The organism is Paenibacillus sp. M-152 (assembly GCF_003856555.1).
GTDB classification, from domain to species: Bacteria; Bacillota; Bacilli; order Paenibacillales; family Paenibacillaceae; genus Paenibacillus; species Paenibacillus polymyxa_C.
Genome location: NZ_CP034141.1, coordinates 573,118 through 597,794 on the forward strand (window position 1 = coordinate 573,118; position 24,677 = coordinate 597,794).

Consider the following 24,677-nt stretch of genomic DNA (forward strand, 5'->3'; position numbering starts at 1 on the left):
CGTCCTTTCATTGATGCTTTAATGCAATATGTGGAATCTACTCTTGGTCAGGTTTCCAGCGAACCAACCATTTCTCCAGTAGTAAAATAACGACAAACATCAGCAAGCTGAGTGCAACAATAATACCGATAGCGGCAAAAATGAGATCCGTACGATAGGCAGACTTTTGCAGCAACATATAATATCCAATTCCTTCACTGGCCCCAATCCATTCGGCAATGATCGCGCCCATCACACTATAGGTAGCAGCGATTTTAACGCCAGAGAAGACTTGTGGCAGGGAGTGTGGTAGCTCTAGCTTTAGAAAAATAGCCCTGCGGCTTGCACCTGACATTCGCATGTAATTCATCATCATACGGTCTGTCCGTGTCAGCCCGTCCATGGCCGCTACAGCCACGGGAAAAAAGCATACTAATGTAATGACCATAAGCTTGGGCAGCACCCCAAAACCGAACCATACCATGAGCAACGGACCGAGGGCGATAATCGGAATGTTTTGGCTAAGGATCAAGAGCGGGTATAGAGCAGATTTGAGAAAAGGAATCGTATGAAGAACGATGGCGATCAGCAGTCCCGTTGCTGTCCCTATAGCAAATCCCGCAAGCGTCAGGCGAACCGTAGCCCATGTATGGGTGCCAAGCAACGCCGATTGCGCCATGCCCTCTTGTACGATTAGGGATGGAGCTGGCAGGAGCCAGGATTCAATATGTAAATAGTTAACCGCTCCCTGCCAAGCCGCTAAAAAGAAGAGGACCGCCACAAGGGGCGGCCATACGCTTTTCCACCAGGATGCGTTCTTGCCTTTCGGATTCATGGGCGATACTTCTCGGTCAGCTTGTTCATGCTGATGCCCTGTGGGTTATGTGCGATTTTGATCTGTGAAATGACGCTGGGACTTCCAGCTTCCGTCAAGGCCTCATGCATGTCTTTGACGACTTTCAGCAATTCGTCCAATTCGCCCTCCATTGTGGTATCCAATGGATTCACCTGATGCTTGACGCCGGAACGCTGAATGACCTCAATCGCCTTGTCTACATATGGATAAGAGTCTTCGTTATTAGGAGTTTTAGGGATGACTTGAATACTGAGCAATGTGTTAGCCATGCGAATTTCACCTGTCCTTTATTGTTTAAGTTATTAGGAAAATAAATTGGTTTAAGGCGGGGAGACCGCTTCACTGTTCATTTGATCTTACGATCGCTGTTGCCGTGGGATTCTTTGAATAAAATTTTAAAGGTAAGAATCCCCCTGAGCATATGCTTCCGAAGCTAGCTTTTCTAAAGAAAGCTTTCAGGCGAACGCTTCGCTTCTCCAGATTCAAATGAATCGCTACGCTGCCAATCGCCTTAAAAGCACTTTAGTTTTTTGATAGGTTGTGTGGCATTTTTACACACAAGCGCACCTGCTTTTGCGCTTAGATACTATGAGACTAAAGAATAAACCAAGTGGAGCGAGAGCGAAGCGGACGGAAAGGTGCTGTACAAGCGAAGCGGTCGCTTTTGTCCCCGGATTTTTACCCTGCTGATGCTTTAATCCGGAAATCCGGGGGCGGTGGCGATGGAAAGCATCATCCGTCCGCGTATTGGCACAAAGGCTACTTCAAGCTCTATTTACAAGATCAACGCTTGGGCAAGAAGTCGTTTGTGAAGGCCTTATCGACTTCCAAAGGTTTGCTGAGCAGCTTGCGTTCATACATCCAGTCCGAGTAGTTTTTCCATACCTCCGCTTTTTGTACGCCCCATTGCGGGGCATCGTCCTGATAACGCGGACTTAGCCATTTTTGACTAGCGAGTACCAGTTTTTTGTCCAGCTCCGGCACTGCTTTACTTAAGATATCTGCCGCTTCTTCTGGATGGGCGATAGTGTATTCATAGCCTTGCGCGGTAGCGTCCATGAACGCCTCAACCAGCTCAGGATCATTTTTTATCGTCTGTTCATTGCTCACAATTACAGGTGTATAGTAATCGAGGTTTTTGGAATAATCTTTTACATATAGCATATCCAATGGCTCACCTCGAAGCTTGGCCTCAATCCCGGTCCATGCGTAGAAAATCCAGGCAAAGTCAATATCCCGCTTCACGGCTGTAAAATAGTCTGCATTGCCCATATTGACGATCTTCACTTTGCTCACATCACCTTGGTCTGAATCCATGATGGATTTCATGACCGCTTCTTCTACAGGAGAACCCCAGCCGCCGTAACTTTTACCCTCGAAATCTTTCGGGCTTTTAATTCCGCGGTCTACCGGGGCTGCGAAGCCAGAGGTGTTATGCTGAATCACCGCAGCGATGGATACGAGCGGCACGCCTTGGATGCGAGCCTGAGTGACGCCTTCTTGATAGCTGATACCAAAAGGTGCAGCATTCGAAGCAACCATTTGGTCCGCCCCGCCTGAGCCTGGTTGAACAATTTGGACATTCAAGCCTGCTTTTTCGTAAAATCCTTTGTCCTTGGCGACATAGAGTCCTGTGTGATTCGTATTGGGTGTCCAGTCGAGCACGACTTTAACATCTTTGAGCCCCTTTGCCGAGGTAGACGTTGAAGTGTCGGCAGCAGGAGCCTCCTTTTGAGATGTAGGGGGATTGCCGCCGCAAGCGGTCAGAGTCAGAGCCATGAGCCACAGACTGATTAGACCCAGGCTTAACATTTTCATGCGCTTCATCGTTGTGTTCTCTCCTTTTTAATTACCCGTTATCCGTCCAATCAGACAGCTTATGTCCCCCATTTTCACAAAAATAACATCTGCCGGAATGCAATCTTTCCAACAACTTCATCTTCAACAAAAAAAGCGTCCCGGGATTCCGGGACGCTTGCGCTTGTATATACCAAAGTAAGGGATGTCCTGTTTTAATAAAAGGCACATCTTGCTTAAGCATTCCTACGCTGGCATTACCCAGATCAGGTTGTAAGGGTCAGTGTCTTGGGACACACTCTCAGCCGGCCGATTCCAGCACCCCTGGCATTGTATGGTTTAATGGGTTCGTTTATTCGGGTTTACTACGACGATTATATGCCTTGAAGGCGGGTCTGTCCAGCCTTAAGGAAGCGCTCACGGTTCATTTGCCGAACGACAGGGTACACTTTTACTGTGAGCTTTGATCTGAAAATGAACATGAATCATTCAGATCTGTTCTGGTCATGTTATTTTCAGAACAGCTACACTGTATGTTTAGGAGAGCTGGTGCCAAGTGGCATAGACTCTATAGAATTCTAATTCGTAAAAAGGAGTTGTTGTACTGTGGGTAAAACGGAGACATTGGATCGCAGTCAGCTGGAACAAGCCATTGTGAAGGCTTTGGATAACAACAAATTTTGCTCGTTAGGTACGGTAGAGGGCGGAAAACCGAAAGTACGCTATATGGCCCTTTTTAACGATGGAATGAACATTCATCTGGCGACGGATCGCAAAACACATAAAGTGGAAGAGCTAAAGAACAATCCGAATGCTTATCTGCTGCTGGGTTATGAAGTGGGTGGTACAAAGGAAGTCTTGGAAGTGGAGGCTACCGTCCAGGTTACAGCTGATGAGGGGTTACGCAAACAAGTGTGGAATGATTCTCTGAAAAAGTGGTTTTCCGGACCTGATGATCCCGATTATGTCATTTTAGACGTCAATCCGACTCGTATTGAGTATGTTGGTCAACAAACGGAGCGCCAGGTGTGGACGAAATAGAAACAATATAAACGGACAAGCCAGTAAATTTCCAACTTTTTCAGGAGATTTACTGGCTTTTTTGTGCGAAAAATAATTATTTTTTCATAAATATTTTAAGCAAATGACTACTCTTTTGTCCTACGTTGGATTAAAATAGGAATGGTGGGTTCAAAGCTTACATATATGTGCAAAAGTATGTATATGAGGCATACACCTTAATGAGGAGGGGTATATTTTGTTATTTCGTAAAAATTGGTTTAAAGGGTTTACAGCAGCAGTTGTAGCTTGTAGCCTGCTGATGTTTTCAGCCGCTCCATCCTGGGCAGCTAGCGATTCTCGCGATAGCGCTACGGTGAATCTGCGGATCATGGAAACGACGGATATTCATGGGGCACTGATGAATTATGACTACTATTCGGACAAAGAAACCAACGAATATGGCTTGGTTAGTACAGCTAGTTTGATCCAGAAGGCACGTAGTGAAACAAGAAACAGTATGTTGTTCGATAATGGTGATTTGCTGCAAGGCAATCCATTAGGCGATTATATGGCTCGCAATAAAACCTTTGAGAAAGAAGGCGGTGTTCATCCGGTCTACAAGATGATGAATTTAATGGGCTATGATGCAGCTACAGTGGGCAACCATGAATTCAACTACGGTCTCGACTTTCTGGACAAATCGCTCAAGGGAGCTGATTTTCCTTATGTAAATGCGAACGTTTATGTTGATAAAGGGGGGCAAGCTACTAAAAATTATTTCACCCCTTATCAGATTCTTGATAAAACAGTAATGGATGAGAAGGGCGAAGAGCATACACTCAGAGTGGGTGTCATCGGTCTGGTAACACCTCAAATTATGCAGTGGGATGAAGCCAATTTGAAGGATAAGGTCGTTACAAAGGATATTGTGGAAACAGCCAAAAAGTTTATTCCACAAATGAAAACAGAAGGGGCTGACATTATTGTCGTACTTGCACATACAGGCTATGAAGATGTGCCGCAAACGCCAATGATGGAAAATGCCGTTAAATATTTGAGCAAGGTAGACGGAATTAACGCGATTCTGTTTGGGCATGCTCACAAATCTTTCCCAAGCTCAGATTTTAAAGATATGAGCGGATTAGATTTGGACAAAGGAACTATTAATGGTGTACCGGCTGTAGAAGCTTCTTCTTGGGGCAAGGATCTAGGCATTATTGATCTGAGCCTGGAAAAGAAAAACCGTGAGTGGAACGTCATCGACTCTCAGTCTCAAGTGCGTCCGGTTGTAAGTACCACCAATCAGGCTGCGCAGTTTATTCCTGAATTTAAACTAGTTGATGCGATTAAAGAAGAGCATCAAGGAACGCTAGATTATATTCGTCAACCTGTCGGTACAACGACTGCACCGATTACCAGCTATTTTGCATTAGTGCAGGATGATCCGTCCATTCAAATTGTGACAAATGCACAGAAATGGTATGTTCAAAACCATCTTAAAGGAACAGAATACGAAAAGCTTCCCGTGTTGTCGGCAGGCGCTCCGTTCAAAGCCGGTGGTCGTAACGGTGCCGAGTATTATACCAACATTCCCGAAGGTACAATAGCGATTAAAAACGTGTCCGATCTGTACGTGTACCCGAACACGGTTCATGCCGTAGAAGTTACTGGTGCTGAAATTCAGGAGTGGCTGGAATGGTCTGCGGGTCAGTTCAACCGCATTGATCCTAGCAAAACAGAGGAACAATCGCTGATCAACAAAGATTTTCCAACCTATAATTTTGATGTGATTGACGGTGTGAATTACCAGATTGATGTAACTCAGCCTGCACGATATGATGCCAAGGGAACTATTATTGATTCTTCAGCCCATCGTATCAAGGATCTGCAATACAATGGGAAGGCTATTGATCCTGCACAGAAATTTATCGTTGCGACCAATAACTATCGTGTTTCCTCCTCCAAACTGGCCAACCCAGATGGCAAACGTATTGTGATGGCAGCACCAGATGAAAGTCGCCAAGTCGTTGTTGATTATATCCGTACGAACGGAACGATTAACCCGTCAGCGGACGGCAACTGGTCTATTGCTCCTTTTGGTCAGGCCAAGGTTACCTTTGAGTCCTCTCCTGATGCCAAAGATGTGCTGGCCGGAAATCAACAAATTTCATACTTGAGCAGCGCGGCAGACGGGTTTGCCAAATACAGCTTGAAAGCTGGCGCTAAGTCTAGTGCAGCAACGACGTCTGTGAAGGAAGCTGCGGCACCTGCGAAAGCAACCGCGAAGCCAGCTGTTAAAACGACTAAACCTGCAGCTGCAAAACCAGCTAAAACAACGAAACCAAAGGCATCCAAGTAACTTGGAGCTTTAGTTTCCACTCCATATCAGAATGAAGCAGTAAGTCTCTTTAAACAAGAGACTTGCTGCTTTTTTTGATAGCAAATACAACAGTACCCGCGTTTATCATGAGTGTAAAAAAGGTTTTGTTTTTGTCGAATATGTACTTAAGTCCTAAGTTGTTGTTAAAAATAAGCTTATTTTTTGTAAAAACACGTAATTATATAGTGCTTTTGTTCTAGTTATTTGTGATATAATGGTGATAAAACCGGGAAATTGTTCCGAGGAGGACCATTATGACTTGCAGCAATTGCAGCATCATATTACCTATTAAGGATCAAGGATTGCTGAAAATTAGGCATTCTAGGGTGTCGCTTACTCCAGCATTAGAGGGCTTGGGCATGCTATCGGAACAAATGAAACAAGAACATTGGTGTGAGGGTAACATCGTGTTTCGCTATGACAGCCGTTCACAGTTGGAACAGCTGGTTAACGGACTGGCTCGTCTGCCGCAGGAGTGCTTGAGCCGAATGCAAGTTGTGGTGACTGGCTTGCAACATGTTGAGGGATTTGAGGAATGGCTTTTATTTGGTCAATTGCAAGCTCGACTGCAACATCCGGATCTGGTGAGTATTATTAATAATCAAAACTTTACCAGCCATATGCAGCCTATTGTTGACTACAAGCTGAATGTCATCGGCTTTGAGTTTTTGCTGCGTCCATCACAGCCAGATAAGTCTTTTCAGCCTTTCCGACTGTTTGAAGTCGCCCGTGAAGCTGGATTGCATGCTCATTTGGATCGCTCGGCTCGTATTTCCGCTATTGAAAAAAGTGCGACCTGCCTTCCGGCGGGGATTAAACGATTTATTAACTTTCTCCCTTCAACCATTTATAATCCGGCTTATTGCTTGAATCATACCTTTGAGACGATTGAACGGTTATCTATGAATACGGAGGATTTTGTGTTTGAGGTCGTAGAGACGGAAGAAATAGACGACCTGAATTTTTTGCATCAAATCTTTGAACAGTATCGTACACGGGGAGTTTCAGTGGCACTCGATGATGTAGGAGCAGGCTATTCTACGACAGAGCTTATGAATTGCCTCCAGCCCGATTATATTAAAATTGACCGCAGTATAATTGATGGCTGTCATCATAACAGTGATCAGAAACGGCAAATTACTGGGATAGTGGAATCGGCTTTTCGTTTTGGAGGTCAGGTGTTGGCTGAAGGTATAGAGCAAATGGAGGATTTTGAATTTTGTCGCGATGCAGGTGTGTCACTGGCCCAGGGTTATTTGTTTGGTAAGCCGGAGCCTACACCGCCTTCCAACTTTATACTGAGCAGAGTAGTGTAATCTGAAATAGCGTATTCTATAAGAAAATTGACATAAATAACCCGATGATCTATGGTCACCGGGTTATTTAACATTTTAGAACAATTACATCTTAATTATATTCTTTGCTCTATTGAGGCGATCCATGTGTCCATCTAGTGTTATTGCGATTATAGCGTGATCACGTATAAACCCAGCGGAGTGGTCGCGCTACCTGCAACCATGAAGCTAAGAGAATAGCTCGACTGGCCAGGAGGGATGCGGATGTCAGTCAGTCGGCATACCTTGGTATTATCTTGTAGCAAGGGGATACCATATACATGACCATCCACGCGTACAGACCCGGCGAACGCGCCTCCACGTGGATTGGCATAGATTCGTACGGTACGTACCTCACTACTGTGATTAACGATAGGAATGGTTGCGTTATATATCGTTCCGAATTGTCCGCGATTATCAAGCGCAGGCCCCAGCTCGCTGCGTTCCCCTGTAAACAGCAGATCTGCAGGAGTTTCGCCGTTCAGCTTCTTAGTGGCACATGCTCGGTAGTTGGCGCTTTGCCCTACTACATACTCCGGCATGCGCGCATTTGTTTCAGAAAAGGACCATACTCCTCGTGGGTGCGCCTGCGGCGGCGGGACAGGAGGGAGTGCATCCTTGTGAATCTCGCGCAGATCCGTCTGCGTATCTTTGCTGACTACGGTGCGAATCACGTAATCCAGCGTCCCGTGGCCTTCGGCGTATTCTACCGTGAGGTCGTAGATGAATCCAGCCAGCGATCCTTCGGGTAGCTCAAATTCCTCCAGCAAGGCGGTGCCTCTGCCGAATTTGTGACGGTCTACTGGCTTCAGACGTTTCATCGTACCCGCCAAACAGCTTTTGGCAATAGACTGCCCAACATCAATAATCCAGTTGCCGTCCTCGGGTACAATCTCAAGGGCACGTTCAATATGACGTACTTCCAGGCGAGCCGTGCTTTTATTCTCTATGGTGATGCCCAGTTTAACAGGGCTGCCTATTTTGTTATAATGCCAGCCGAAAATCCGATGCTTGACTGTCCGGGTTGTGGTGCGAACCACATCATGCCACAAAGTGGCTTGCTCGGTAGGTACCGTCACATGGGTAAGCGTCTCCGGGTTATCGCTAAGCATCAGGCGGCGTGTTCCCCCCTCAGTGGCTGACTCCACATCCACATGGATGTTGGGTGGGATTACAGCTGATTCCACAATCAGATCCTTTGGCTCCTTGGGTCGAAGGTTCATATACATTCCTCCCTAAATTCAAGAATGGCACCGCTTTTGGTTCAAGTATATGGGCAGTTCATAAATATAGGTAACGCCAAGTCCATTTATACAACCTGTTTTTCAAAAATTAAATTAAAAATATATCGTAGGCTATAGCAGCTCTGCTTATGCGCCCGAGCAAGCTTACAAGTCCCTTATTTCTCTGCACCAACGATTCGCATACAGGTATTGCGTGTATGTTAAGAGCATAAGCTATTGGATGTACAGAGAAGATACAGGAGGGAAACATGCCTAAAAAAATATGGTGGAAGGAAGCTGTTGTTTATCAGATATACCCGATCAGTTTTCAGGATTCTGACGGAGACGGAAAAGGGGACCTGCGCGGCATTTTGTCTCGGCTGGATTATCTGTCTGAGCTGGGGATTGATGTGATCTGGATTTGCCCGATATATAAGTCGCCCAATCACGATAATGGATATGACATTAGCGATTATTATGCCATTATGGATGAGTTTGGAACGATGGAGGATTTTGATGAACTCCTTCATCAGGCGCATGAACGAGGCATCAAAATTATGATGGATTTGGTATTAAACCATACGTCGGATGAGCATCCGTGGTTCACGGAGTCACGCTCGTCCAAGGATAATCCGAAGCGGGACTACTACATATGGCGAACAGGCAAAAATGGCGGATATCCGAACAACTGGGAATCGTATTTCTCCGGTTCTGTGTGGAAATATGACAAGCTTACAGACGAATATTACATGCATCTGTATTCCGAGCATCAGCCGGATCTGAACTGGGAAAATGAAGAGATGGTGGGTGAACTCTATCGTATGGTGGAATGGTGGTTAAAAAAGGGAGTCGATGGCTTCCGCTTTGACGCCATTGCCCATATTGTCAAAGCAGAAGGGCTGCCGGATGCGCATAATCCTGACAAACAAACCTTGGTACGTGCCTATCAACTCTTTTCCAATCTGGAACAGGTTCATGTACTTCTACGGATGCTAAATGAAAAAGTACTGGAGCGTTATCCCTTAATGACGGTTGGCGAAACGTCCGGTTTAGGACCGGAACAGGCACTGGATTATGTGGGAGATCAGCGGCATGAGCTGAATATGGTGTTCCAGTTTGAGCACATGTTTATTGATGCACAAGGGTTAGGAACGGAAAAATGGAAGTACAAGTCGTGGACGCTGGTGGAACTGAAAAAAATAATGAGTAGTTGGCAGACGGTGCTTCATCAGGAAGGATGGAATGCCAATTATCTCAACAATCACGATCAACCACGAGCTCTCTCCCGTTTTGCGAATGATGGACAATATCGTGTGGAATCCGCCAAAATGCTGGCAACCTTCACACATATGCTTGAGGGTACACCTTATATTTATCAGGGTGAGGAAATCGGGATGACGAATATTGCCTTCCCGTCAATTGATGATTATCGGGATGTGGAAACGTTAAACTACTATGAGCAGCAACGGAAGCTCGGTGAGCCGGAGGAGCAGATTATGGCCGCGATCTGGCGAAAAAGTCGGGATAATGCGCGCACTCCCATGCAGTGGAATGCCGGACCTGCAGCCGGATTTACCGATGGAGAGCCGTGGATGAAAATTAATGATAACTACACGCACATTAATGCAGAGGCAGAAAGAAATGACCCGAACTCAATTTTCCACTATTATCGTAAGTTGATTGCTCTGCGCAAACAACATGAGGTCATAGTCTATGGCGAATACAAGCTGTTGTTGCCACTTGATACAGAGCTATATGTATTTTCACGCATGTTGGGACAAGAGTGTTTGCTAGTCATTTTGAATTTCTTTGACCGTGATCCCGTGTTTCACTGGCCCGACGGTGAGAAGTTTCCTGCCGCCAAGGCGGAGCTGCTTCTCTCCAACTACGAACCGGTAAAAGGAGAAAATTTGCACGCCTTGAAGCTGCGGCCTTATGAAGCTAGAGTGTATATGCTAACCTTGAAATAGGCGTTGTTATCCTGTGGATGGTAAATGGAAGGGGAGGCCCATAGGGGACTTCCCTTCCTTAGCGTTGGACTAAATAGTTACTGTTTCAGCCAATTCACGTATTTTGGCGATAATCCGCTCTTCTTGATTTTCCCCCTCATTGGGGATAGATTCAGTCGCGTAGGCAGCCAGTTCAGCATGGTGATGAATCATGACGGATATCCATGACCTTCCTTATTCGTAAACTAATCAGCCCGATTCACACAGTCTGCTAGGGCAGATGTGGATCGGGCTGATGACGGTATTGAGTCATTAAGTTAGATGCTATTTTTAATGATAGTGCTTAACTTTAAGGTCATCCAGGCTTTTGAACTCATATCCTTGCTTGCGAGCCTCGTCAATGATTGAGCCAAGTGCCTCGGCATTATCCTTGGATACAGAATGGAGCAAAATGACCGCTCCAGGGTGGAGCTGCTGCATAACTTGGCGATAGGCATAGTCTGTTCCTCGCTGAATATTCGTGTCCCAGTCCTTGTAGGCCACCGACCAGAACACACTCGTGTATCCGGCTTCTCGACAGGATGCCAATGCTTTTTCATTAAAAATGCCGCGCGGTGGCCGGACATATTTCATTTCCTTTTGCCCAGTCAGCTCTGCAGACGCAGTTCGTACCCGATCCAGCTCAGACCGAATCTCTGCCGAAGAAATGGTGCTCATATCAGGATGGCTCCATGAATGGTTTCCGATAATATGGCCTTCGCTGGCCATGCGGCGCATCAAATCCGGTTGGTCTTTTACAAAATGCCCGGTTACAAAGAAGGCGGCTGGAACCTTTTTGGCTTTCAATACATCCAGCACCTTGGGAGTATATCCATTTTCGTAACCGTTGTCGAAAGTAAGAAACAATTCTTTCTTAGTCGTATCCCCCAAAAAGATGCCGCCTTGTCTTTCAATCAGGTGCATAAAGCCTTCTTGTGCGATGGAAGGCAGCTCGCCTCCCTTACTTTTTTTAAATCCAAAATGATACGGCTGTCCGTCCACAGCTTGGGTAGCTGATGCTGATTCTCCCATAACTGTGGACATCCCCATCAATGCAATGCATAGCCACAAGGTAAATATTTGCTTCATCTATGTTCCTCCGCTTCCGCCCTGATTCGGGTAAGATGTGTATACTTCGGCATATTCCATACCATCTGCAATATCATGTTCATTTATGCAAAGAAAGAAATGCTTGCACCAAACTTAAAACACATATTGACATCAATATAAAATCGAAGTAGTATACTCTATAAAACTTACTAAAATACTCGGATTTAAATTTGATTCGATGTTTATGCCATAGGAAAGAAATCAACTCAGAGGGATTTTACATACTTGATGGAGCGGGAGGAGTTAGGAGCTATGATTGAACTTAGGAATGTATCCAAAACCTATGTAAGAAAAGGCTTAAGCATTCAAGCGTTAAAAAATATAAATATCACAGTGGATAAAGGAGATATCTTTGGTTTTATCGGATTCAGTGGTGCGGGGAAAAGTACGCTTATCCGTTTGGTCAATCGTCTGGAGAAAGTAACGACCGGTGAGGTTCTTGTCGAAGGGGAGAGCTTAAATGCCTACTCGACCTCCGGGCTGCGAAAAGTAAGGAAGAAGATCGGCATGATTTTTCAGCATTTTAATCTGCTGGAATCGAAAACAGTATTCGAAAACATTGCCATTCCGTTGGTGCTGCTCAAGCGCAACAAGCGGGAAATTGAGAGGCGTGTAACAGAGTTGCTGGCATTCACAGGATTATCGGATAAGGCAAATAGTTATCCCAGCGAGCTTTCCGGCGGACAAAAGCAGCGTGTCGGGATTGCGCGGGCGCTTGCGAGCAACCCGTCCATTTTGCTCTGTGATGAGGCAACCTCGGCACTCGATCCGCAGACCACGCAGTCTATTCTTGATTTGCTTCGCAAAATTAACAAGGAATACAAGATCACCATATTGATCATCACCCATGAGATGTCGGTCATTCAACGGATTTGCAACAAGGTAGCTGTAATGGAGAAGGGGGAAATCATTGAGCAGGGCGATGTACTGGAGGTATTCGGGCAGCCGAAGCATCCAACGACGCAAAGCTTTGTACGCACAGTTATTCACGATGAAGTACCGGATAGTGTACTGCAAACGTTCGAGCAACAAGAGTCGCAACGCATATACAAGCTGGAATTTATCGGACAGGCAGCTTCCGACCCAGTGGTTCATGAATTGATTCGGAAGCATGATATCCATGTGAACATTTTGTTTGCCAACATGACGGAGATACAAGAAACGACGATTGGCTATATGACACTTCAACTGCGCGGTGAGCAGCAGGCCGTTCAGCAGGCTGTTGATTTTATCAAGAGCAAAGGAGTCCATATTCAGGAGGTGGAGAGTCTATGATGATTACAGGAACCACGATAACTTGGGATCAACTGTGGGAAGCTTTGTATGAATCCGTGCTCATGGTCAGCATATCATTATTTATTGGCGCTCTGATTGGGATTCCTATCGGTATTTTACTTGTTGTTACCCGTTTAGGCGGAATTTTGGAGAACAAATGGCTGTACGGTATTTTAAATCCGATCATTAACATTGTCCGTTCCTTACCGTTTATTATTTTGCTGATAGCGATCATTCCGTTAACTCGTCTGATTGTGCATACATCTATTGGGACTAGTGCGGCCATTGTCCCCTTGATTATATATATAGCACCTTATATCGGCAGGTTGGTGGAAAATTCGCTGTTGGAGGTCAACCCGGGGATATTGGAGGCAGCAGATGCGATGGGAGCGACTCCGTTTCAGGTCATTCGATACTTTTTGCTACCCGAGGCATTCAGTTCTTTGATTTTATCGTTAACGACAGCCGCCATTGGACTGATTGGTGCAACGGCTATGGCTGGTGCGGTCGGTGGCGGTGGGATTGGCGACCTGGCGATAGCGTATGGCTATCAACGTTTTGATACGCTGGTAATGCTGATTACTGTTATCATTCTAGTCGTGTTTGTACAAGGTGTTCAGTCCTTGGGCAATCTGCTCTCCCGCAAAGCACGCAGGGGTTAATGAACAAAACGGATATAAAAATATATAGTTGGTATGTCAGGTTTTAGCGTTATTACTGATCAAGAAACGCCCTATGTAACTGGATAGGGCGTTTTTGCTGTTTCTTATATCCAAACTATTATCACATTGCTATTTTTATAGAGCGCCAATTACTGGATGAGGAACATACAGTTCTTCCAGCGACGCAATTTCCTCTGGTGTTAACGTAATTGATAGAGCAGCTACCGCATCTTCGAGATGAGATGTCTTTGTAGCACCGATAATGGGAGCAGTCACCGGTGCTTTCTGCAGCAACCAGGCAAGAGCAATTTGAACGCGGGGAACTCCACGTTTTTCTGCGATTGTCGCAACCTGATCCACAATCAATCGATCGGAATCTGCAGTCGCATCGTATTTAGATTTTGACACTTGATCGGTTTCAGACCGATGTGTTGTTTCCTGCGTATCCCGCGTCAATCTACCTCCTGCAAGCGGGCTATATGGAATTACACCGATCTTTTCCTCCTTACAAAGCGGCAGCATTTCTCTCTCTTCTTCACGGTATAAAAGGTTTAAATGATTTTGCATTGATACAAACCGTGTCCATCCATTATTCTCAGCGACATGCAATGCCTTCAGAAACTGCCATGCATACATGGCAGAAGCACCAATATATCTTGCCTTTCCGGCCTTCACAACATCATGTAATGCTTCCATCGTCTCTTCAATAGGGGTATTGTAATCCCAGCGATGGATTTGGTATAGATCCACATAATCTGTCCCCAGTCGCTTAAGGCTCTTATCAATTTCGCTCATGATAGCCTTTCGGGAAAGTCCCGCACCATTGGGGCCTTGATGCATACGGAAATGAACCTTTGTTGCTAGGACAATTTCATCTCGATTCGCATAATCCTTTAAAGCCCGTCCGACAATTTCCTCGCTAGTTCCATCTGAATATACATTTGCGGTATCAAAAAAATTAATGCCTAGCTCCAGAGCTTTTTTTATAACTGGACGACTGCGCTCTTCATCTAGTATCCATGGATGAATCCATCGTTCAGCGACCCCGAAGCCCATACAGCCAAGACAAAGCCGGGATACATCCAAGCCGGTATTTCCAAGCTTAACATAGTCCATTTGATTATACCTCGCTTCCTAGATATGGTTTTCTTCAAATCTAGTCTACTCCACCGCTTACATCGGATATTATGCCATATGGAGTTAACTCCAAGCCAAGCATTTTTGCTGCGGAATGATTCGTATAGGTCTAATTGTTCAGAATCGGTTCAGTAGGGTTTCGTATACTTCTCTTAGCATAGTTCCTTGGTTGCATAAATCGTAGAACTAAACATGACTAAAGCCTTTGATATAACAGGATATATGCCAATAAATAGCGTCTAGGAGTGAAAATGTTGAAACTTGTAAATCGAAATAAATGGATTGCATCTGCAATGGTACTGGGGATTGCTTCAGGCTCCATCGTATCTCTGCCTTGGATGGGCGGTGCCCAGACTGCTTATGCAGCGACAGCAGATACGCAAAGTGAAACTGGATTTGTAACACAAGCTCGCACTTTGGGTTTGATGACAGGTGGTAATCAGGGCGATTTTATGGCACAAAAGAATTTGACCCGCGCAGAAGCGGCTAAAATTTTGTGCAGTCTGTTCCAGTTGGAAGTTAACAATCAGCCGCAAACTTCTTTTATGGATGTGTCCTCGGATGCATGGGGTGCTCCCTATATTGAGGCTGTACGTGCAGCTGGGTATATGACAGGCAACGGAGAACTGTTCCGTCCGGGAGATGCCATTACCAAGGAAGAACTGATCGTATCGCTAGTACGCGCAATGGACTTGCAGGATGCAGGTACTATGGACGCACAGCAAAATGCAGTTCAGGTAGCTCGCAATTATGGTTTGTTATCAGAGGATGCTTCTGCAACGGATTTGAAAAATCCATTGAACCGGGAGAGTAGTGCGGAAGTATTCGTTAGCCTGTTGGATCATCCAGTAGGAGAAGTGAAATCAGAGGGCAATACTGTTCGAATCGGAAATATCCCCTACCAGCTGGAAGGATCTTTGCAAGGCTTGTTCGGTGAAAATAACAAAGCGGTATTAAAAGGGGCAAAAATCGATCTTAACCGTAATTTGCGTACACTCACAGGTGTAAAACAGCTGGAAATTAACGCAGACGGTGGCGTATTTGACGGTAAGGGTATGTCTTTTGATGGACGCCTAATCGTCAATGGTTCGGTAACCTTGAAAAACATGTCCTCCACAGGCGTATTGGAAATCAAAGGTTCAGGAAATCAGTCTGTATCGGCCATTTTGGAAAATACGACATGGTCTGGTGTGGAGTTGGGCTCTAAGGATGCCAAGCTGACAGCAACCGGAACGACAAAGATTGACAACTTGACGCTGAAAAATGATGCATCGATCATGACCGAAGGAAATGCTGCGATTAGCCGTGTTTCATTACAACAGGGACTCGGCAAGCTGTTGGTTAACGGTAGTATTGGTTTGCTGGATGCATCTCAATATGTGGGCGTTCCCTTAATTACGTTGGCTAAGGGAGCAGCAATCAGCCAGCTTAACCTGCCGGAACAAAAACAGCCGCGGGATGTTATCATTAACTATGATGCGGTGAAAGAAGCTATTGGTCTCGTGAATGGTACAAAGAACTCATCCTCTGCTGGATCGGTTATCACGGATACAGACAGCAAAGATAAGAAAAAACACGACAGTGACATTATCAGCGTAGACCGCAGTCAGTTGGAGACAGAAATCAATGCAGCCAAAGAACTGCTGGAGCGTGCAGATGAGGGTGGAACAGATCAGGCGCTTTACCCAGCCGCAGCGAAGGAAAGCCTGTCTATAGCAATCAATCAAGCTATGCTGGTACTGAACAATACGGCAGCCACGCAGGCAGAAGTAGATCAAGCGCTCAGCACATTGAAACAGGATGTTTCTGTATACACGGCCTCAGTCACAGAACCGGTGATTGGAACACAGGAATTAACTAGACTGATTCAGTTAGCTTCGACTATCCTTGAACAAAACCGGATGGTTGGTGACGAATTTCCGCCTCTTTGGGATGACTCACTAAGTCAAGCTATTCGATTTGGCAACAATGTGTTGGAAGGGAATGCGCCTCAGAATATTGTGGATCGGGAAGTAGAAAGCTTGGGTCGAGTAATAAAGGTATACAAAGCATCAGTAAAACTCAGAGATGTCTATCTGCATTTTCTCGATGTAACGGATCGTGTGGAGAATTTGAAAACTGACAAAGCGCGTTACAAGTCCATTGTGAGGGAAGGATCAAAAGTATATCTGAATCCATTATCTACAACTGAGCAGTTGGACGAATGGAAACAAAAAATAGAAGGTGCCACAGAATCATTCTTGGCACTGCAAGCAGCGGACTTCTCAGTGCTTAAAAATACTTTACAAGAAGCGCAGGTTATCTACGATCAGAGTGGTTCTCAAAATGCTGAACTAGACAACCTGATTCAGGAATATACAGAGAAGATGCACACTGCTATGACCCAGCAGGACGTATTGAACTTGAACATGGAGCTGAGTCAAAGGCTTACGGAATTTACTGCGCCAGTGCCTGCTACAACTCGGGAAAAACTGCAGCAGCTGGTTCAAGATATTCAACTCAAACTGCTGTCTGACCCTGTAGCTCGTAATTACTTGAATACGGAAATGCAGCTTTTAGATCAACAAACAGTACAAGCCCACTTTGCACTTATTATGCCGTTTACTCCTGAGGAGCAATTGGTGATCTCTTATAATCAATTAAGTCAGGCTAAAGGGACCTATATTGAAAAATATAATGAGAAAAGGCTACAGTTGAGAGACAAAGTCATTGAAATGCAGACTTCGATCAATGGAATTTTGCTGCAAAATTCAGGCACATTAAGCGCTGAGGCTCAGCAAGCCTTGTCTTCTGCTTCAGAGCATGCCTCTACTTTCTTAGGCTTGTCCAGCTTTGAATTACAAGACGTTGTTCCTGTATATGAGGAGCTGCAACAGGTACAGAATCAGTATACTGCACCTATAGCGGTGGATACTATGTTGTTGAACCTCAATATCAATTTGGCTAATAATGAAGTTCAGACGTTCGGACGTCATTATACTGATCAAGATAACGAAGAACTTCAGGGGCAAATTAATCTGGCAAACCTTGTGCTTAATAATCCGAATAGCACACAACTGCAGGTAGACCAGGCTAACACGGATTTGATTACAGCGTTTGCGAACTACCAATCCAAATGGATCGTAACTGATCTTGATATCAATGAGCTCAAGAACATTGCGAACAATCTGCTTACAGTAAATGGTACAGATCCTACGACGGTCTACTTTCACAGAGTAGTGGATGCATTCAATCGTCTGGACCAGTATTTGCCTATGCCGGAACTTAAGAAAAATTACATGAATCTGGAAGATGCGATTCAGGAGTATAAAGATTTTATAGACAGCCAGCAACAAAGCAGCGGAACAGGAAGCGGCGACAGCAGTGGTGGAACAACACCGCTAAGCGATAGCGACGGAACAGGAAGCGGCGACAGCAGTGGTGGAGCAACATCGCCAAGTGATAGCGACGGAACAGGAACTGGCGACAGCAGTGGTGGAACAACACCGCCAAGCGATAGCGACGGAACAGGAAGTAGCGACAGCAGTGGTGGAACAACACCGCCAAGCGATAGCAACGGAACAGGAAGCGGCGACAGCAGTGGTGGAGCAACATCGCCAAGCGATAATAGCGGAACAGGAAGCGGCGACATTAGCGGTGGAGCAACACCGCCGAGCGATAACAGTGGAACAGGAAGCAGCGACAGCAGTGGTGAAGCAACGCCACCGAGCGTTAGCAGCGGAGATGATTCAGGCTCGATTCCTGGCGGTAGTATTGATGACGTTATAATTCCTTAATAAGGGGAATATAGGAAGTGCAAGGATGTATAGAAGGGGACGATTCCGCACAGATTTTATCTGCGAGCGGACGTCCCTTTTTGTATGGGACAGATCTTCTAATGTAGCTGGATAGAATAACCGATACAAAAAGATAGACGTTATTGAAAAGAGCGGGGGATTTATGAAAAAACAGGGAGTTTTATTTTTTATTATACTTCTGCTTGCGGTTGCGTTGCCGGTATATCCGTTAGTGTCGGGTGTATTATCCGGAAACAGTCATTGGAAAGCTCACAACGGTGTTATTGATTTGCGTAATTGGGACCCCGACAAGGAAGGTGCTGTACAGTTGGGAGGAGAGTGGGAGTTTTATCCTAATCAGCTTTTGCAGCCTTCATCTTTTCAGGAAACGCGATATCAGGATTGGGGAAATCGTCAAAACTCCTCCAAATTGGGATTAGGCACCGGATCTTCTGCCAAAATTGTGGATGTGCCTGGTAAATGGAATCAGTGGATGCCTGGGGGACAGGCGACTGGATATGGAACCTATCATGTTCGTGTACTATTGCCTGAAAAAGTGGAAAATCTGTACGGCATCCATATGCAAAATATTCGCAACTCCAGCCGAGTATGGATTAACGGAGCAGAGGTGGGGGCAAGTGGTATTCCCTCTGTTTCGGCCGACAAGGGCAAGCAGGGCAACGCCCCCTTTGTTGGATTTGCTGCAGTAGATGGACATTCGGCTGATATTACCGTGCATGTGGCTAATTATAGCTATTCCTCTGGGGGGATCATTTATCCGCTGCTATTTGGGGATTATGCCAGTATTACGCATAGCCGTGAAGTAGCGATGGCAGAGGACACCGTACTGGTTGCAGGATTTTTTATCCCTACCGTATTTTTTATCATGCTGTACTTTTTACGTAGAAAAGAGAAGGCCCTGCTTTACTTAGCATGCTTTTGCATCGCGGCACTATTTTACATTCTGACACATGGAGAGAAGCTGCTAGTCTGGGGGATGCCGGATTTGCCTTATGAATGGATATTGAAAATTCAATCGTTCTCTTCGACGCTGTTCTACTATTTTCTGATTCGGTATGTTCATCTGACGACACAGATTGTTATGAATCGAATCGTGCTGCTTCTATATAATATTGTAACCGCACTGATGCTGGGTATGGGGCTATTGTTGCCTACACTGGTCCTTTCATCCTTTGAGACTTTTATTCTTCTTTTTGGTGTAGTCAGTGTGGGGTATGTATTACTGATTCTGATTCGTGGACTTCTTCAACGGACGGATGACGCTGCGCTGCTAGTCATTAGTATTATGAGCATTCTTATGATTGTGGTGACTAGTTTTGTGTATGTTCTGGGCTGGGGAGATGTACGTGGGGTGACAGCCTATGAAATGCTCATATTCGTATTGGCTCAAACACTGTTGCTGGCCAAACGTTTTGTACATTCGTTCATGGAGGTTGAGAACCTATCACGACGGTTGCTAACACTGGATGGGTTAAAGGACGAATTTCTGGCGAACACGTCACATGAGCTGCGTACTCCTCTACATGGAATTATTAATATCGCTCAATCTATGCTAGACCGCTACGGGGCACAATTCAATGAGCCGCAAAAGCACAACTTGGCCTTGATTGTGAATGTAGGGCGCAGACTGTCTTATTTGATTAACGATATTTTGGATTTTTCTAATTTGAAAAATGGAAGATTAGCCTTAAACCGTCGGCCTGTAAATGTACAGACTGCCGTGAATTCTGTGCTAGAGGTATTAGGTCATAACGTAGGTAAGAAAAAGCTCCAATTCGTCAAAGAATGGCCTAATTCGTTGCCCAAGGTGGATGCAGATGAGGACCGGTTGAATCAGATCTTATACAATTTATTGGGTAATGCGATGAAATTTACGGAGGAAGGCGAAATCGTAATCTCTGCCAAGGTGAGGAACCGTGAAATGGAAATCAGTGTGAAGGATACCGGACCAGGTATTGCCCCAGACCATCTTTCACACATATTTGAACCTTTTAATCGAGGAGCGAATGCTGAGGACAAAGGATATAGTGGAACTGGGCTTGGGTTAGGCATAACCCGTCGTCTGGTGGAGCTGCATGGAGGTTATATCCGAGTAGAATCTAGATTGGGCAAGGGTTCGACCTTTTATTTTACACTGCCATTAGCGGAGACTGGTACGTCGGCACATGAAGTTCAAAAAGATGTCTTGTCTGAGGTTATATTGAAGCCTGGTGTGACCTCGAATCAGGGTGTGAATCCGCTTGAAGAGGATGGATTAGAGCAAGTGAGGAATGTTCCTTACAGAGTGCTGGCTGTAGATGATGATGGGGTTAACCTTCGGGTATTGGAAGAGCTGTTATACGCCACAGGTTGTAGTGTGGTGGCTGTGGACCATGCTGAGGAGGCGCTTCAGCTGCTGAATGGCCGTGCCCGATTTGATCTAGTTATTACGGACTGGATGATGCCAGAAATGTCCGGTATTGAGTTGTGTCGACGAATTCGCGAAGGGTATTCTCTCTCCGAGCTACCCGTATTGCTGCTGACGGCACGCGACCTGCCCGGCGATATCCATGCAGGCTTTATGGCCGGAGCAAATGACTTTCTGCGTAAGCCTGTTGATGCGGAGGAATTAAAGGCGCGTGTACGCACCCTGTTGAACATGCGTAATTCGGCAGAGGAAGCGGTGCGTTCGGAAATGGCCTTTTTACAGGCGCAAATCAAGCCGCACTTTCTGTACAATGCATTAAATGTCATTGTTTCGACCGTAGCAGTAGACCCGGACAAAGCAGCGGAGCTGCTCATGGAGCTGAGTCAGTACTTGCGGGGAAGCTTTGATTTTCAAAACAGGGAGAATACAGTTCCGCTATGCAAGGAGCTGGAATTGGTAGAATCGTATGTGGCATTGGAAAAAGCCCGTTTTGAAGAACGGTTGCAGGTAACTATAGAGGTAGGGAGGAACATCCGGTCGCTGATCCCGCCATTAAGCATTCAGCCCATCGTGGAAAATGCGATACGACACGGTGTGATGCAGCGGGCCACAGGTGGAACAGTGCGGGTGATTGTACAAGAAGATGGAGCCGATTTTGTGGTCAGCGTGACCGATGACGGCGTAGGGATTCCACCAGAGCGACTACAACAGCTACTGTCGGAGGAGCATGTATCCTCCAGTGTGGGACTGCGTAATATCCATCGCCGTCTGATCCATATGTATGGAGAAGGATTGCGGATTGAAAGCAATCCTATGCAAGGGACGACGGTAAGCTTCCGTGTGCCGGAAACGATCTTATCTCACCCTACTGAATGAATAAAAAAATACAGTACATCGGCCAGAAAAGCTAATGTCGCGCCCGAGTTTATACGATATATAAAATATAAGAAATTAAAAATCGGATGATAAAGCAGATAGCCTGGTCATAGAGCATTGTGATGGATGGTTGCAGCAAGAAGGGGGCGCGGACACAGATGAAGGCGATATTGATTGATGATGAGAGGTCGGCATTAACGTACCTGGAACGGTTGCTGGAGGCGGACGGACGATTAACGGTCATGGGCAAATATACGTCTGCACAAGCTGGGTTGGATCATCTGGCGGCAGAACGCGTGGATATTGTTTTTATAGATATCGGAATGCCGGAGATGAACGGACTGGAGGCCGCCGAGTGGATTCAACAGCTGGACTCGCATATTCATATCGTCTTTGTGACTGCGTATTCGGAATACGCTATTGAAGCATTCGAACTGCAGGCACTGGATTACTTGTTAAAACCTGTTCATGCCCGGCGGCTTAATAAAACGTTAGATCGGATTGTAGCCACGCTGGCAGATTCCCGTCCTTCCAGCTCGGTCGTCGCAGCAGAGCAATTACCCAAAGTGCGTTGTTTTCAAAAGCTTGAAATTCCGGAGGATGGACAAGGAGCCGTGGGAGCAAAGCCATTCAAATGGCGTACACTAAAGTCGCAGGAGCTATTCTCCTTTTTACTACATCATGAAGGAGAATGGGTTAGCAAGGAGCAATTGCTGGATGCGCTGTGGCCCGAATATCATTTGGATAAGGCTGTTGTTCATCTACACACGTCCATTTACCAAATCCGCAAGGCGTTGAAAGAACGGATGCAAGATACGAAGCTGGAATACAACCTGGATCGCTATCGTTTGAATCGTAATGGCTGGGTTACAGATGTGGAGCTATTCGAGCGGGGCATCTCCGAGTGGGCGGCCTCTGGGAATGGCGGTACACCGCGTATCGAGAGCCTGTTGGCTCTGTACCGTGGCAATTATCTGGAGGAGCACGATTATCCATGGGCGTATGCAAAAAGAGAAAAACTACGCAATATGTATCTGGCATGTGCTTCAGAACTGGCTAAGGAAGAGCTTCGTTCAGGTCGTGCCCGGCAGTCTATCCAGCGCTTGCTCAGCCTACAACAGAGGGAGCCTTACTCAGATGATATCTGTGGTCTGCTGCTGACAGCCTATGCCCAGTTGGGCGAGTATACAGCTGCTCAAAAGCATTATGAAAGCTTCGTCAGCTTATTGGAAGATGAGTTGGGTATTGAGCCACATCAGGTTACACACCAGTTGTACGTGCAATTGAAAACACAGACGCTACCTGCGTAGACTGCTGTACTCGCTCAGGTCATATGAATAGGCCAACCAGAGGTTACTGGTTGGCCTATTCTCTATTGGAGATTCTACGAGGGAGGCAGCCGGTAGAATGTGATAGCGCTGCTTCTTGGTTTTCACAATCGCTTGCTGAAGTTTTAATACACTTTTCTCCTGGCGGAGGATAAATACCCCAATTCTTCTCGGTATTTGGCTACCGTTCTGCGTGACAGCTCTAGTCCTTCCTTTGCCATCAGTTCTGTGATTGCCTGATCTGAAAATGGTTTTTGCTTCTCTTCACCGTCGATGATCTGCTTTATCCGCATTTTTGCGCTCTCTGATGAAGTAGCATCTCCGTCTTTCGATCCTAGGGCGGAGGTGAAGAAATATTTGAGTTCAAACAATCCACGGGGCGTCTGCATGTATTTATTACTGACCGCCCGGCTGATCGTGGATTCATGCAGGCCGGTTATTTCAGCAATCTCCTTTTGGGTCATCGATTTCAGATGATAAACGCCATGCTCAAAAAATTCCCGCTGCCTATCAACAATAGCCTGGGCCACACGCATCAGGGTCAGGCGGCGCTGCTCAAGGCTATGAATAAGCCATAATGCCGTATTCATCTTCTCACGAAGAAATCGTTTCTCTTCCTCCATAGCCGGCTTTCGAAGCATACTTTGGTAAAAAGGATTAATCCCGACGCGTGGGACTGTGATATCATTAACTGTCACAATGTAGTCGTTTTTAAATTTCTCCACTGAGATATCTGCTATATGATGCTGGCGTTCATATGGAGCAAATGCCGCTCCCGGACAAGGATTCAGCTTGCGTATCTGATCGGTAATTTGTTGTACCATGTGAATGTCGATCCCCAGAGCATCTGCGATTTTTTGTATGCGGTTACATGAAAGATTGACCATGTGATGTCGCACGATTTCTTCCAGATAAACATCATCATTCCCGGCATATCGCAGCTGCAAAAGAAGGCATTCCTCCAGACTGCGGGCAGCGATTCCTGCCGGTTCAAAGCCTTGAATCAGGGCAAGTATATTTTCAACCTCATCGGTGGGGACGTCAAGTATTCCGGCAACTATATTTACATCCAGCTCAAGGTAGCCTTTTTCATTTAAATTCCCAATCAGAAACATGCCAATCATCTGTTGTAGCCTGGATAGCCCGCTGACCATCCCAAGCTGCGCTTTAAGATGTCTATATAAATTATCTGCGGGATTAGAGACAAAATCCAGAAGGTCTACCGGATTATCATTTTTTCGTGGCGAATATTCTTCTTCTGTATTGATTCTTTCGATGGACATATCGATCTCTGCCAAATCAATGATCGGATTTTCATTTGCTTGCTCATGAAGATATGACATCAGATCGACCGAAGAATATTGAAGAATCGTGATGGCTTGTCGTAATTCTGGAGTCATAGCCAGCCTGAATGTTTGCTCTTGCTGTAATCCGTAGCGCATTATTTTATCTCAGCTCCTTACTGGGAAACAAAAATAACTTTTTATGCAGCTTATTCGTGAAGCTTATGCAATTATACTGCCAAC

Annotated in this window: 17 protein-coding genes and 1 riboswitch; of the genes, 9 read left to right on the forward strand and 8 right to left on the reverse strand. The window is 45.7% G+C overall.

The features are described from left to right. Window positions 1–37: 37 nt before the first annotated feature. The 3 genes from EGM68_RS02585 to EGM68_RS02595 form a co-directional block, all read right to left on the reverse strand. Window positions 38–814 carry an ABC transporter permease gene (locus EGM68_RS02585; RefSeq protein ID WP_025678674.1) on the reverse strand — a complete coding sequence of 259 codons (777 nt, stop codon included), beginning with the start codon at window positions 812–814 and terminating at the stop codon, window positions 38–40. After that, window positions 811–1,104, reverse strand: a complete 294-nt coding sequence (locus EGM68_RS02590; RefSeq protein ID WP_013369080.1) for an MTH1187 family thiamine-binding protein — start codon at window positions 1,102–1,104, stop codon at window positions 811–813. Before EGM68_RS02590 ends, EGM68_RS02585 begins: the two co-directional genes overlap by 4 nt. Window positions 1,105–1,618: 514 nt before the next feature. Continuing rightward, window positions 1,619–2,662, reverse strand: a complete 1,044-nt coding sequence (locus EGM68_RS02595) for an ABC transporter substrate-binding protein (RefSeq protein ID WP_129548602.1) — start codon at window positions 2,660–2,662, stop codon at window positions 1,619–1,621. Between the two features lie 196 nt (window positions 2,663–2,858). Then, a riboswitch (TPP riboswitch) is annotated at window positions 2,859–2,968 on the reverse strand. 270 nt (window positions 2,969–3,238) lie between these two features. Here EGM68_RS02595 and EGM68_RS02600 point away from each other — a divergent pair. From EGM68_RS02600 to EGM68_RS02610, 3 genes are all read left to right on the forward strand, one after another. Continuing rightward, on the forward strand, window positions 3,239–3,673 hold the full coding sequence (locus tag EGM68_RS02600; protein WP_058831378.1) for a pyridoxamine 5'-phosphate oxidase family protein: 435 nt from the start codon (window positions 3,239–3,241) through the stop codon (window positions 3,671–3,673). Window positions 3,674–3,890: 217 nt separating this feature from the next. Further along, complete coding sequence (locus tag EGM68_RS02605; RefSeq protein WP_129548603.1) at window positions 3,891–5,993, forward strand: bifunctional 2',3'-cyclic-nucleotide 2'-phosphodiesterase/3'-nucleotidase; 2,103 nt, start codon at window positions 3,891–3,893, stop codon at window positions 5,991–5,993. A 275-nt stretch (window positions 5,994–6,268) separates the two neighbouring features. Continuing rightward, complete coding sequence (locus EGM68_RS02610; RefSeq protein WP_129548604.1) at window positions 6,269–7,330, forward strand: EAL domain-containing protein; 1,062 nt, start codon at window positions 6,269–6,271, stop codon at window positions 7,328–7,330. A 149-nt stretch (window positions 7,331–7,479) separates the two neighbouring features. Here the strand turns inward: EGM68_RS02610 and EGM68_RS02615 are convergent, their stop codons facing one another. Next, window positions 7,480–8,571, reverse strand: coding sequence for a hypothetical protein (locus EGM68_RS02615; protein ID WP_013369087.1), 1,092 nt, complete (start codon window positions 8,569–8,571; stop codon window positions 7,480–7,482). Window positions 8,572–8,840: 269 nt separating this feature from the next. On the opposite strand from EGM68_RS02615, the gene EGM68_RS02620 reads away from it, so the two are divergent. Beyond that, window positions 8,841–10,541, forward strand: a complete 1,701-nt coding sequence (locus tag EGM68_RS02620) for a glycoside hydrolase family 13 protein (protein ID WP_129548605.1) — start codon at window positions 8,841–8,843, stop codon at window positions 10,539–10,541. Window positions 10,542–10,610: 69 nt separating this feature from the next. Here EGM68_RS02620 and EGM68_RS26340 read toward each other — a convergent pair whose 3' ends face one another. After that, the gene (locus tag EGM68_RS26340; protein ID WP_255305282.1) at window positions 10,611–10,733 is read right to left on the reverse strand and encodes a hypothetical protein; all 123 of its coding nucleotides are present in this window, start codon (window positions 10,731–10,733) and stop codon (window positions 10,611–10,613) included. Between the two features lie 117 nt (window positions 10,734–10,850). Further along, window positions 10,851–11,648, reverse strand: coding sequence for a delta-lactam-biosynthetic de-N-acetylase (gene pdaA / locus EGM68_RS02630; RefSeq protein ID WP_058831382.1), 798 nt, complete (start codon window positions 11,646–11,648; stop codon window positions 10,851–10,853). 273 nt (window positions 11,649–11,921) lie between these two features. On the opposite strand from pdaA, the gene EGM68_RS02635 reads away from it, so the two are divergent. Then, window positions 11,922–12,944 (forward strand): methionine ABC transporter ATP-binding protein, encoded by a 1,023-nt coding sequence (locus EGM68_RS02635; RefSeq protein WP_013369091.1) that lies wholly within the window; start codon window positions 11,922–11,924, stop codon window positions 12,942–12,944. Beyond that, window positions 12,941–13,606: a methionine ABC transporter permease gene (locus tag EGM68_RS02640; protein ID WP_013369092.1), complete on the forward strand. Its 666-nt coding sequence runs from the start codon at window positions 12,941–12,943 to the stop codon at window positions 13,604–13,606. Before EGM68_RS02635 ends, EGM68_RS02640 begins: the two co-directional genes overlap by 4 nt. A gap of 135 nt (window positions 13,607–13,741) precedes the next feature. Here EGM68_RS02640 and EGM68_RS02645 read toward each other — a convergent pair whose 3' ends face one another. Beyond that, the gene (locus tag EGM68_RS02645) at window positions 13,742–14,722 is read right to left on the reverse strand and encodes an aldo/keto reductase (protein ID WP_013369093.1); all 981 of its coding nucleotides are present in this window, start codon (window positions 14,720–14,722) and stop codon (window positions 13,742–13,744) included. A 272-nt stretch (window positions 14,723–14,994) separates the two neighbouring features. Between EGM68_RS02645 and EGM68_RS02650 the strand changes: the two genes are divergently transcribed. From EGM68_RS02650 to EGM68_RS02660, 3 genes are all read left to right on the forward strand, one after another. Then, the gene (locus EGM68_RS02650; protein WP_129548606.1) at window positions 14,995–18,519 is read left to right on the forward strand and encodes an S-layer homology domain-containing protein; all 3,525 of its coding nucleotides are present in this window, start codon (window positions 14,995–14,997) and stop codon (window positions 18,517–18,519) included. Window positions 18,520–18,682: 163 nt separating this feature from the next. Further along, on the forward strand, window positions 18,683–21,823 hold the full coding sequence (locus EGM68_RS02655; RefSeq protein WP_129548607.1) for an ATP-binding protein: 3,141 nt from the start codon (window positions 18,683–18,685) through the stop codon (window positions 21,821–21,823). A gap of 158 nt (window positions 21,824–21,981) precedes the next feature. Then, entirely contained in the window at window positions 21,982–23,133 is a 1,152-nt protein-coding gene (locus tag EGM68_RS02660; RefSeq protein WP_013369096.1) for a response regulator, read from the forward strand. 143 nt (window positions 23,134–23,276) lie between these two features. Here the strand turns inward: EGM68_RS02660 and rpoN are convergent, their stop codons facing one another. After that, the gene (rpoN, locus tag EGM68_RS02665) at window positions 23,277–24,593 is read right to left on the reverse strand and encodes an RNA polymerase factor sigma-54 (protein WP_129548608.1); all 1,317 of its coding nucleotides are present in this window, start codon (window positions 24,591–24,593) and stop codon (window positions 23,277–23,279) included. Between the last annotated feature and the right edge of the window lie 84 nt (window positions 24,594–24,677).